The organism is Clostridium manihotivorum (assembly GCF_004015185.1).
In the GTDB taxonomy this organism is placed as follows: domain Bacteria; phylum Bacillota; class Clostridia; order Clostridiales; family Clostridiaceae; genus Clostridium_AR; species Clostridium_AR manihotivorum.
Genome location: NZ_CP025746.1, coordinates 2,368,494 through 2,380,995, shown reverse-complemented (window position 1 = coordinate 2,380,995; position 12,502 = coordinate 2,368,494). Strand labels below are relative to the sequence as shown.

The 12,502-nt window shown below is 29.7% G+C and carries 12 protein-coding genes and 1 riboswitch; all 12 genes read right to left on the bottom strand.

Annotated elements, in window-relative coordinates; genetic code table 11:
* Positions 1–92: 92 nt before the first annotated feature.
* The 12 genes from scpB to C1I91_RS10615 all read right to left on the bottom strand — a co-directional run bounded on the left by scpB (position 93) and on the right by C1I91_RS10615 (position 12,495).
* Positions 93–701 (bottom strand): SMC-Scp complex subunit ScpB, encoded by a 609-nt coding sequence (gene scpB, locus C1I91_RS10670; RefSeq protein ID WP_128212876.1) that lies wholly within the window; start codon positions 699–701, stop codon positions 93–95.
* The gene (locus C1I91_RS10665) at positions 679–1,425 is read right to left on the bottom strand and encodes a segregation/condensation protein A (protein ID WP_128212875.1); all 747 of its coding nucleotides are present in this window, start codon (positions 1,423–1,425) and stop codon (positions 679–681) included. The genes scpB and C1I91_RS10665 overlap by 23 nt, the downstream gene beginning before the upstream one ends.
* A gap of 400 nt (positions 1,426–1,825) precedes the next feature.
* Positions 1,826–2,989, bottom strand: a complete 1,164-nt coding sequence (locus C1I91_RS10660; RefSeq protein WP_128212874.1) for a D-alanyl-D-alanine carboxypeptidase family protein — start codon at positions 2,987–2,989, stop codon at positions 1,826–1,828.
* A gap of 306 nt (positions 2,990–3,295) precedes the next feature.
* A complete protein-coding gene (locus tag C1I91_RS10655) occupies positions 3,296–3,442 on the bottom strand; it encodes a DUF4177 domain-containing protein (RefSeq protein ID WP_128212873.1) in 147 nt (48 codons plus the stop codon).
* A 276-nt stretch (positions 3,443–3,718) separates the two neighbouring features.
* Positions 3,719–4,588, bottom strand: coding sequence for a tyrosine-type recombinase/integrase (locus C1I91_RS10650; protein ID WP_128212872.1), 870 nt, complete (start codon positions 4,586–4,588; stop codon positions 3,719–3,721).
* Positions 4,589–4,599: 11 nt separating this feature from the next.
* Complete coding sequence (spoIIM, locus tag C1I91_RS10645; RefSeq protein WP_128212871.1) at positions 4,600–5,229, bottom strand: stage II sporulation protein M; 630 nt, start codon at positions 5,227–5,229, stop codon at positions 4,600–4,602.
* Between the two features lie 169 nt (positions 5,230–5,398).
* Positions 5,399–5,923: an NUDIX hydrolase gene (locus C1I91_RS10640; protein ID WP_128212870.1), complete on the bottom strand. Its 525-nt coding sequence runs from the start codon at positions 5,921–5,923 to the stop codon at positions 5,399–5,401.
* 340 nt (positions 5,924–6,263) lie between these two features.
* Complete coding sequence (locus C1I91_RS10635; RefSeq protein ID WP_128212869.1) at positions 6,264–6,620, bottom strand: hypothetical protein; 357 nt, start codon at positions 6,618–6,620, stop codon at positions 6,264–6,266.
* 280 nt (positions 6,621–6,900) lie between these two features.
* Positions 6,901–7,001: riboswitch (SAM riboswitch) on the bottom strand.
* Positions 7,002–7,608: 607 nt separating this feature from the next.
* Positions 7,609–8,424, bottom strand: a complete 816-nt coding sequence (spo0A, locus tag C1I91_RS10630; RefSeq protein ID WP_128212868.1) for a sporulation transcription factor Spo0A — start codon at positions 8,422–8,424, stop codon at positions 7,609–7,611.
* 150 nt (positions 8,425–8,574) lie between these two features.
* Positions 8,575–9,762 (bottom strand): SpoIVB peptidase, encoded by a 1,188-nt coding sequence (spoIVB, locus tag C1I91_RS10625; protein ID WP_128212867.1) that lies wholly within the window; start codon positions 9,760–9,762, stop codon positions 8,575–8,577.
* Between the two features lie 561 nt (positions 9,763–10,323).
* On the bottom strand, positions 10,324–12,021 hold the full coding sequence (gene recN / locus C1I91_RS10620; RefSeq protein WP_128212866.1) for a DNA repair protein RecN: 1,698 nt from the start codon (positions 12,019–12,021) through the stop codon (positions 10,324–10,326).
* A gap of 21 nt (positions 12,022–12,042) precedes the next feature.
* A complete protein-coding gene (locus tag C1I91_RS10615) occupies positions 12,043–12,495 on the bottom strand; it encodes an arginine repressor (RefSeq protein WP_128212865.1) in 453 nt (150 codons plus the stop codon).
* Between the last annotated feature and the right edge of the window lie 7 nt (positions 12,496–12,502).

Here is a 12,502-nt window from a genome sequence, read left to right as displayed (position 1 = left end):
GGCTATGTTTAATAATATTATTGAAATTAAGTGGCTATGAAGGATATGTTCTATGATTGAACTACTACAATTAAAGACATACTTAAAGATTTTTATTCAGTATACTCTTCGTTTTCTTCTTCATTATTATCTATTTCCTCAAATAAATCTAAAGATGGTAGTTCTTTAAGATCTTCAAGTCCAAACTGTCTTAAGAATTCTTCAGTAGTTCCATACTGTATTGGTCTACCAATAACATCTAATCTTCCCATTTCTTTTATCAAGTTCTTTTCCAATAGCTTCTGTAGTGCGCTATCACTTTTAACACCACGAATTTCGTCAATCTCAACACGGGTTACTGGCTGTTTATAAGCTACAATTGCTAAACTTTCTAATGAAGCTTGAGATAATGATTGTCTCGTATTCTTCTTTAAAAGCTTTTGTATATAATCACTATTTTGTGGTTTTGTTACTAGCTGATACATACCATTTATACTAATTATCTTTATTCCTCTTCCTTGATTCTCGTATTCTTCAGTCATAGAATCGACTATTTCTTCAACGAAATCTACTTGACATTCTAATATTCTCGCTAGATCCTTTGCACCTAAAGGCTCTCCCGATACAAAAAGTAACGATTCTATTACTGACATATATTGTTTTTTCGTAGACACTTCTTCAAACCCTAGTTGATCTATACTAATCTTGTCCAATATTTTCATTCCTTTCAATATATATGTTAGCGAAGCTATCCTCTTGCATAACCTTTATCACCCTCTGCTTAATAAGCTCTAGCACAGCTAAGAAAGTTACTACCTTTTCTATCTTTGACTCACATTCATAAAGCAGGTTCTGAAAATCTATATTTCTTCTCTTAAGCACCATATCAGAAATGTAGCTCATCTTATCCTCAAGCTTGTACTTATCTGCATATATTCTCTTTTCGATAACATTTGTATTCTGTTTGTTTTTATAGTTATTTATCAGTTCATTAAACAAATTATATAAATCAAGCATAGTTATATTTAAAAATATATCTTCATTGTTATCTTTACTTAAATCTTCTATAATTTCAGGCTTCTTAGTAAATATCTTTCCTGTATATAAGCTCTTTTTGCCAAGAAAAGCAGCTGCATTTTTAATCTTTTTGTAAATCAAAAGTTTTTCAACTAAGTCAAGCTTAGGATCTTTATCCTCTTCATCTTCCTTCACTGGCTTTGGCAGTAACATTCTCGACTTAATTTCCAGCAAGGTTGCAGCTACTACTATAAATTCTGATGTAATTTCCAAATCCATTTCTTTCATAGAATTCAAAAAGTCCATGTATTGATTTGTTAACTCATATATCTTTATATCATGAATATCCATTTTATTTTGCTTTATAAGATGTAGCAATAAATCAAATGGCCCCTCAAAATTAGTTATCTTAATACTTGGAAGCTGCATGTAATCTCTCCTATAGTTTCAATATTAAAACTTGCTTCAAATTATGTATAAATTAAAATCTCTTATAATACAATAAGATTTATTTCTATTCCAAAACTTAATAATATCACATATTAGCTAAGTAATAAATGAAAAAATACATCTTCTTATATAATATCAATTTCACCGTTATTAAGCAATAAATGTGCAAAAAAGTCACTGAAGCGTCTTTCTTCAGTGAGCTTTTTTGCGCATCTGCCTTTTCTGAACCTATGTGAGGAAATTCTGGCAGGCGACTTAATTTTTCTTTTTTTATTCTTTCTCCGATATATGCATTTAGGATATCTACACATACTTACCAACAGGTCTATCTAAAATATAACTTCCAAAAGAATAAAAAAAGAAGGATGTAAAATCCTTCTTATACTCCACCCTTGAAAAGGTTTTGAAAATTATATTTTATGTTTTCTAGGAAGTTTGCTCTCTTTATGTCTCTATCAGAATATAACTCAACTGAGCCTACCAGCTGTTCACCTAAAAAGAATTCACATTTTCCTACTGTCTCGCCCTTCTTATATTTAACTTTATCAGTATTTAAAGTTATCTTCTTAGCAATCTTGTCTGATGAACCTTTTTCACAAGTTATTACTGCATCATCCTTAGCTTTTGCTATAAAGAACTTTTCTCCGTTCTTACTCATACTTATCTTTTCCACATCTTGATCTTTTGCAAATATCTTTTTACTTTCAAATTTTGAAAAACCAAAGTTTAAAAGCATGCTGGCATCTCTATTTCTTATCTTGAAGGTTGGAGCTCCCATTATTACTGAAAGCATTCTTACTCCATCTCTTGTAGCCGTTGCTGAGATGCAGTACTTTGCATCATTAGTAAATCCAGTCTTCAAGCCGTCACAACCTTTAAAGAATCTAACTAGCTTATTATGATTAACTAGCTCTATAGGTGACTTTCTGCCCTCAGATATATTATCCATATATGTACCGGTATACTTTAATATTTTAGGATGCTTTAGTAATTCCCTTGACATTAATGATATATCATAGGCAGTAGAAAGATGTCCGTCTGCTGGAAGTCCAGTACAGTTTTTAAAAGTTGTATCCTTCATTCCAAGCTCTTGAGCCTTTGCATTCATCATATTAACAAAACTAGCTTCTGTGCCTCCAAGATACTCAGCCATAGCTACTGCAGCATCATTTCCAGATGCTATTGCAATACCTTTAAGTATTTCCTCCACAGTTCTTATTTCACCAGTATCAAGAAGCATTGTGCTTCCACCCATTTTTTTAGCATTTTCACTAGCTGTGATCTTGTCGCTAAGCTTTATTTTTCCGCTATCCACAGCCTCCATGGCTAAAAGCATTGTCATTATTTTTGTTACAGATGCTGGAGCAAATTTTTCATGAGAGTTTTGCTCAAATAATATTTTTCCACTTATAGCCTCCATAAGTATTGCTGACTTTGCTTCTACCTTTATTTGTTCTTCTGCAAATACAGGGAATGAAAATAGTCCTAAGAAGATAATTATTGATAATAGAAAACATATTAATTGATATTTATTTTTTTTCATCATTACTCCTCCTTTCGACATTATTTTTACCAAAATAAAATAAATTATGAAAAAAAACATTAATCATATTAATATAAATATTTTTTCAAATATATCTTTCATAATGCATAAAAGGAAGATAAAGAAAGTAAAAAAATAAACTCTAGGTAACCCTAAAGTTTATTTTTTAATCTTTAACATAAATCTAGCTGTATCACTAGGTAATAAAATTTATATTTTTTTCTATGTTTAGCAACAATGTTGAAATTACAAAGACAGTAATTAAGGATGCCTTTAGTTAGTTAAATAAGAAGATTCCGAAGCACATTAATTTTCTATTTCTCTTTTAAAATAATGCCAAGCCCACCATATACACACTAATTCCCAACCTTGCTGTCCGTATTCAGTTAATATTCTCGATGTTTTCTCTGAACCACCCCGTATGGAAACACATTTATATTCGTATTTTTTCATATCAAGTCCTCCAGTTAAATTTATTCATTATAAATTATTATTGCGAACTTACTTAATTATACATTATATGGATTATATTAACAATTTAAACTTATCTTATTTTCAACAGTATTCTTTTAAATAGAGCCATATTTTTAAATTCTTCTCTGAAAATACAGAGTGATCTTATAAACAGATTTTGTTTTGAAGCTACACATTTTTAGCTATAATCCCCCATTTAAACTACTATGTTTATCTAGCATAAAAACTTTATATTTCCCTTATGATAAAAAAGCTTTATGCCCTTGGATGAAAATTATTATAAGATATGTTAACCTTATCTTTTGAAACATGCTCAAAATATAAGTCCATATAATTCATTACATGAGTTCCCATAAGCTGCTGGACAGTCTTAGGGTGGGCTCCATTTTCCAGTAGATGTATGGCGAAAGAATGTCTTAAGGTGTTTAAGTTTATATCTTTTTCTATTTTTGCTTTTTCACTGTATTCCTTAACTATTCTCCAGATTCCTTGCCTTGTTAACCCTTTGCCATTTAAATTTAAAAATAACATATGACTATCTCTACTTAGCTTTCTTCTTTGCGGAAGATAATCAACTATTGCGTTTCTTGCTGCTCTCCCAAAAGGGATTATTCTTTCTAACCCCTTACCGTCTTTACAATTAATAAAGTTCAAATCTAGGTTAACATCTTCTAAGGTTAGAGAAATTGCCTCTGTAGCCTTAATACCAGTGCCGTAAAGCATCTCCAAAACCGCCCTATCCCTTATGCCTTTTATATTGGTAGTATCAATTGAATCAATTATCTTTTCAACCTCACTTATGGTCAATATAGGCCCTATATTCCTCTTCTCATTTCTATCTAACTTCGGAAACTTTGGTATTTCCTTCACAAGATTCTTGTCACTTAAAAATCTATAGAAACTTCTCAGCGCTATAATACATCTTTCAATAGATTTTGTACTTTTTACATCAGCTATAGCTTGTACATAATAATTCACTGAGTAATCATTATCAAAAGGTTCAACCTTGTTTTCTATAAGATAATTATAATATCCTACAATGTCAGTAATATAAGCCTCTACTGTATTATTGCTTTTATTTTTAGCTATTAAGTTTTCTTTATATAAGTTAATAAATTCATTCATATCATAACATCCTATACATAAAATTTCTTAATTATTATTTTCATTAGATTAGGAACTATATATGTTTCTAAGAAAATTCCAGCAACTAGAAATACCGCTGAAAACAAGTAGAAGTTAATATAACTAACTATTGCTTCATTTGACATAATTGATTTAGTAAATTTGCTTTTAAGCTTTGCCATAGAAAACTGTATTGAAAGACTACTACATATTATTATAAATGGCACAATTACAATATTTTGAGGAAGCAACGCTATGAGGGCTAGTCCAATTCCTCTATTGCCAAGTACATTAACTAATAGCGAAAATGAAAATCCAATTAAAAACCCTTTTCCAAGAACTATAAGAAGAACAAAAGGTGCTCCTATAAAAATAAGTCCTAAAAGCAGTATTGAAACAAAGAATATTAAATTGTTTTTTACAGATTCAATTACCAAGTCCTTATAATTTATCTGCTTGTCACTTACTGAAGAAACAAAACTGTTAAAATAACTTGTAACATCACTTTTACTTGATTGGCTCATGTACAAGGTTGAATACACACCTAAAATCAAACCAATTATAAAAGTGATTGTAATTATGATATAAATCAGTTTATTTTCTCTTAAGTTTTCATTGATCTTATTAATAAATGCGTTCATCTTTTTATCCCCCTTTTTTTCCTTAATAAATATTATGTTCAAATCTCCAAAGATATACTTAAAGAAATTATGTAAATGGTGAATATAAGATGAACTTTTTTTCCTAATTAAGATTTTATACTTTTAAATATCTAACAAATTGTAGTATATATTATGTAAAACGCTAAGTTTATAAGAACTGAAGAGATGCAATTGTCTTGCCATCTTCAATTTTACCTTCTCTAATAAGTATCTTTAAGTCCTCTAAACTAAATTCTTTCAGATTAATAAATTCATCCTCATCAAAATCCGTATCCCCTTTAGTTAATCCCGTGGCCTTATATATAGATATATATTCATCACAAAACCCAGGTGCGGTGGCTATTTTTCCTAAGTACTGAATATCCTCACAGCTATATCCAGTTTCCTCCTTAAGTTCTCTTTTTGCAGCTTCCAAAGGATCTTCTCCTTTATTAAGCTTTCCCGCTGGAATCTCTAGCAATTCTTTCTCAACTGGCTTTCTAAACTGCTCAACTACTAGTATCTTTCCATTATCCTTAATAGCCACTATAGCAACTGCACCAGGATGCCTTACTATATCTCTATAGCCTTCCATTCCATCAGGAAGAGTTACTTTCGTTCTTACAACTTTTATAAAATCTCCAGTATATTTTAATTCTTCTTCCAGAGTATTTTCATTTAAATTATATTCCATAATAAACCTCCATAACTGCTTAGCTCTTATATAGGCGCTCCACTTATTAAGAAATCTATATTGTCAAGTTGAAGTGCTGAATCTTTACAAGATCCCTTAACTCAACTATTAATATTAATATATACATGCCATTAAACTCCAAGAAGTTGCGATTTTAAAACAACCATTAATTAACTTAATGTAATGAAACCCTATATACTTTTAAATTAAATAATATACCAGATATTCACAAAAGTAAACAGACTGTAGGTATCCAACTTAAACTATTAATTTATGAACCCCATATTATCAAACATATATAAATTAGGTTTCCGTAAAGGATACCTATAAATCCTTCTAACTACATAGAAGCTTTTTTTAATTTATCATAATAATTATTTCTTTTATTCAACTCAAAACCATTAGCGGATAATATCTCTATTATAAACTTGTCAAAGGCCAATATGCCTGACTGCCTAAAGCTATCTATATATTTTTGTGAAAGATTTAAGATCTCATCCTCACCATGATATAGATATAGATTTTCCGAATCCATCAGATAATCTACAATTTCCTTTCCACTGAATAAATAATTATTAATCAAAGAAATAACATATGCCACATATTCTTCTGTACTGGCAGTATTCCTTATCAAAGAATCTGTAAAAGTTCCGCCTCCGACTACTACTCTTTTATTTGCTGCATTTATTCCCTTCATATATTTTTCTCTCCTTTATAAAATCATAAATCTCCTATATACCCATAGATAATTAAACTTCCCTAAAACAACTTTCTTTAGTGAACTTTTTGTGCATCTGCCTTTTCAAATAAATATTAGAAAAGTCTGGCAGGCGAATAAGACTTTTTTACTGTTCACCCTAAATAACTGTTCTAAACTCTCTCTATCACTAGGTCTAACTAGCAAAAACTTTATATTTTTCTTAACAGTAAAAAAACTTCCTTTGATCTTACAATCATAAGGAAGCCATAATCTATTAATCTTATAGTCCCATATGAAATATGGTAGGTATTAGCACCACACCTTAGTAGGTTGCTGTAAGTTCATCGAGCCCATTCTCTCCCTTACTCTTTATAAGCAATCTTATTCAATTACAATTTTTCTTTTTTATTCTTTATCATATATGGATTCAAGCTATTTAAGCCTACTTTTCCACGTCTATATCCAAATTATACTTTTCTAAAAAGCAAAAAATTAAAAACCTCTATCAAAGGATAAGAGGTATTGAAATCCAAAACCTACTTATCATTATTAGTTTTACCACCTTGCATTGAGCTGCAGGTTGGTGTCACGGTAATAGCGAGCTAATTCTCTTCCATGACTCTTGATAAATATTATTAACTTTTCTTAATTATATTATTTTTAGACTAGTAAGTCAATAAAGTTATATATCTTTTCAAATTATTAACAATTGATTATTATATAAGTCATCTTAATCTTATAGATAATACCTATAAAGTACTTATTACAGTAATAAATAAAAGTTTTTTCAAAATTGTTTTAATCAATAGCTTAAATATATTCCTATAAATAAAAAGCCTTCTATAATCATATTCCTATGAAAATAGAAGGTTTTTATCAAAACTTTTTAAAGTTTATAAATCAAAATTAAATATCTTACAGTCTATCTTTCTACCACTGAAAAGTTATAAAGCCTCATAATCAGTGTTAGAGAAACAATTTATATTTAGCTCACCTTATTCTTAAGTCTCAATTTATCAGCGACCATAGCGATAAATTCTGAATTTGTTGGCTTGCCTTTATCATTGTGAACAGTGTAGCCAAATAATTTGTTTATAGCATCCACTTGTCCTCTTCCCCAAGCAACTTCTATAGCATGTCTTATAGCTCTTTCAACTCTACTTGCAGTTGTGTTATATTTTTTTGCTATAGATGGGTATAATTCTTTGGTAACCGCAGATAATAACTCCATATCATTAACCACCATGCTTATAGCTTCTCTTAAATACATGTATCCTTTAATATGTGCAGGAACACCAATTTCATGAATTATATTTGTGATTTCTGATTCTAAATCAACAGGTTCCTTCTTTGACTCCACCTTGATTTCAGGTGTTTCCATCAATGGTACAGTTTTTCTAGAAGAATCTCCTGATATTGTATTATTAAACATTTGTCTTATTCTCTTAGTGAATACATCCATATCAAATGGTTTAACAACATAGTAGTCTGCACCTAAAGTGATAGCTCTTTGTGTTATTTTGTCTTGTCCTACAGCAGAAAGAACTATTATTCTTGGAATTGGATCTAAATTCATAGAAGCTAGTTTTTCTAAAACTCCAAGTCCATCTAAATGTGGCATAATTATATCTAGTACGACTAAATCTGGTTTTCTTTCTTCGATTAATTTTAAAGCCTCTAAACCATCTTTAGCGATTCCGGTAACTACTATATCTCTTTGATTAAGTAAATAGTCATTTAATATATTACAGAATTCCTTATTATCATCTGCAATTAATACTGATATTTTTGATTCTTGCATAAAATTCTCCCCTTCGCATATGATTCCATTTATTAACAATTTAATTAATTCGACAAAACTTCTTCAATTCCTTCTTTAAAAAAGATTTTAGATAAAAAAGATATCATTTAAGATATCTTTTTTAATTATACCACAATATTACTTTTTTTGTTAGTTAATAATACCTGCATCTTTTAGCATCCATTCTATATAAATACCATATCCTACATCTGGTTTATTTATAAGAACATGTGTAACCGCGCCTACTATCTTATTATTTTGAATTATAGGACTTCCACTCATTCCCTGCACTATTCCACCTGTTTTTTCTAAAAGTTTAGGATCAGTAACCTTAATAATCATACTTTTTGGTCCTGGCTTATCTTGACTTAATAACTTTACGATTTCTATATCATACATTTGTGGACCACTTTCATCAATAGTAGTTATTATTTTTGCTTTTCCTTCTTTGATTTCATCCCTAAAACCTACTTTTAGAGGTTTATTACTTCTAGTATTAAGTTTATTATCTGAGGTACCGAATATGCCACAAACAGTATTATTTTTTATTTCTCCTAAGGGATTATCTTCTTCTACAAATACTCCTTTTAATTCACCAGGATTTCCTTTTTGACCTTTTCTTACGCTTATTATTGAGGTATTAATCAATGAACCATCCTTTATACTCAAAATTGTATTTGTGTCATTATCTGTTATTGGATGTCCTAAGGCACCAAACTTTTTAGTATTTTCATCATAAAAGGTTAAAGTACCTACACCGGCTGTTGAATCTCTTACCCATAATCCTATCTTGTATTTTTCATCACTAGATGACTTTATACTAATAATTGTCTTTTCCATTATTTCATTATTATGACTTATGGTCACCTTCACATCAGAATTAGTCAAATTATTCAACTTTTTAATTAAATCCTTTGAATTTTCTATGTCTTCACTATTTACTTTTAGAACTACATCTCCTAGCATTATTCCAGCTTTTCTGCTAGGACTTTCTGCTTTCCCCTCATTTGTTTCTATATCTGAAAATCCTACAACTAATACACCTTTTGTTTGTATCTTAACACCAACACAGCTTCCTCCAGGATATATTTCTAAGTCTTCTGATTTAGAAGAAAATACAGATTTCATTGGAGCTGTTGTTATGTTCTTACCCTGAGTCTGCCTTTCTTTGCTACTTACTTTTTTACTATCAGTAGACGCGAAAATATTATATCCCTTCTGCACTATATTCATATAACTTCTAGTGGGTGTTGTTACATTAGAAGAGAATATGTAAAAGCTTACGAACAACACTAAACTTATGGTATAAAATATATTTCTGATAAGCTTCGTATTCATTTTATCTCCTCCTTTTCTTTACCCTTAAGTTACCCACAAATATAGTTGCATATGCTATATTAACTCTGTTATAAAAGACAATAAAATTTAAAAGCTACTAATTTTATCTTCATTTTTTTAAATTTTAACTTGTAAGCTATGAGCAATTTCTCTTGACCTATTTTTGTTTAATATGATGGCAAAATTGTTGAAACTACTTATATAGTGTTTTTAAAAAACTTGGTAATATTAAAACACAGCTATGATAAATATATACAGAACAATAAAACTTTTAAATTGGGAACTTTATAGAACCAATGCAATGCTATCGATTGAATATAGAAATTTAATTTCTACATATATAATTAAATTTATTTAAAAAGCACAAAATAGCTAAGTGGCTAATCATAGAATGCTTTAAAGAACTTACTCAAATAATTAATATATCTTTATTTATATTAAAACTTTATAGCTATTATTATGGTAGGGAAAAATTGTTCTAATGGATTTTTGATATTTATACATTTATAAAGAAAAAAATAGAACTATCATATAGTTCTATTTTTCCTAAATCTTCATTAATTATGTATTATATTTCATATGATTTTTTTTAATATCTGCCATCTCAACCATTTCTTTTGCATTAGTAAGTGTAGCCGAGGTTACTTCTACTCCACCTATCATCTTAGCAACTTCCAGGTTCTTTTCTTCAGTGTTTAAAACTTTTACTTTAGTAAAGGTCTTATGCTGATCAACATGCTTTGAAATAAGAAAATGATTATCTGACATCGATGCTATTTGCGGAAGATGAGTTATGCAAAAAACCTGGTGTTTAACAGATATTTCATACATCTTTTCGCCAACAGCTTGTGCTATTCTTCCACTAATTCCTGTGTCTATTTCATCGAAAATTACTGTAGGTATCTTATCCTTATCCACAAAAACTGTTTTTAAAGAAAGCATTATTCTTGAAAGTTCTCCTCCAGAGACTACCTTTTCCAATGACTTTAATGGTTCTCCAGGATTTGTAGATATTAAGAATTGCACCTTATCCATCCCATTATAGTTGAACTCTTCTGAAGAGACTATTTCTATACTAAAAGTACTCTTTTCTAGTCCTACATACTTAAGCTCTCTACTTATTCTTTCTTCAAGTTCTTTTCCTAGGTTCACTCTTATTTCATGTAGTTCTTCGCCTACTATTCTCATTTCATCATATATTTTATTTTTTTCTTCTATAAGCTTATTGATAATCTGTTCAGAATTAACTATTTGGTTGTATTGGTCTTCTAACTGTTTTCTATACTCTAGGATACTCTCAACAGTTTCTCCATACTTCTTTTTATAAAGACCAATCTCATAGGTTCTTCTATTAACCCTGTCCAATTCATCCTCATCAAAAACATATTCTTCACTAATATCTCTAACTTCATTGGCAACCTCAGCTAAGTTATAAAATATTTCATTAAGACTTTCATAAGCTTTCTTTATTCTATCAGAGTACTTAGTTATATTAGAAAGATCGTGAGTAATGCTGGCTAGGCTATCAATTATGGAACCCTCATCACTTCCACCTCTTAGGCCGTTATATGTATGAGAGAGTGCTTTACTTATCTTCTCAGAGTTTGATAATATTGAAAACGTCTCATTAAGCTCTTCTTCTTCGTTTACATTTAGCTTCCCTTCATCTATATCATCAATCTGATACTTAAGATAATTTACTAACTTTTCATTATCCTCATTACCTCTTAGTTCTTTTATTCTATTTTCTACAGCAACTGCTTCTTGATAAAGTCCTCTGTATTTACTTAAAGGTTTGAGTATTTTTTCCTCACCAAAACTATCAAGATAGTTTATATGGCTGGATTTATTCATAAGATTTTGATTTTCATGCTGTCCATGAATATCTATAAGTGTTTCTGTAAGTCTTTTTAATGATGAGATGATTAAGCTCTTACCATTAACCTTAATTACAGACTTTCCATTTTGAAAAGATTCTCTGGATATTATTATAAGATCATCAGTATCTATGTCCAGCTCCTCAAGAGCATTCTTAGTTCTACTATTTTCAATATCAAATATAGCTTCTACAAAGGTCTTATTTTCACCAGTTCTTATAATATCTTTATTGAACTTTCCACCTAAAACATAATTTATAGCATCTATAAGTATGGACTTACCTGCACCTGTTTCACCAGATAGTATATTAAATCCTTTATCAAAGGATAAACATACTTTTTCTATAAGTGCAAAATTTTCAATAGTAAGTTGTAATAACATCCTAACCCACCTTACTCTTCATTAAGTATTTATCATTTTTCTCATTTTAGATACTAAATCTTCTGCCGTTTCTAAAGTCCTCACAATAATAAAAATAGTATTGTCTCCAGCTATAGTTCCTGCAATATCAGTAAAATGCAAAGTATCTATAGCTTCAGCAGCAGCTGGTGCAGATCCAGACAAAGTCTTTACAACCACCATCTTATCTACATTCTCAACACTTAATACAGTGTTAGTAAAGATACTTGCCATCTTATCAGTCATGTCATTTGTGCTATTATTTATGGAAGCATACTTATATCTGCCTCCATCACCAAGTACCTTTATAAGTTTCAAAGTCTTTATATCTCTAGAAACCGTAGCCTGAGTTACATCAAAACCTTCCTTCTTAAGTATTTCTGCAAGCTCTTCTTGAGTTTCTATAGACTTATTATTTATTATTTCTAAAATTTTTGTATGTCTTTTTGACTTCACGTTTCCC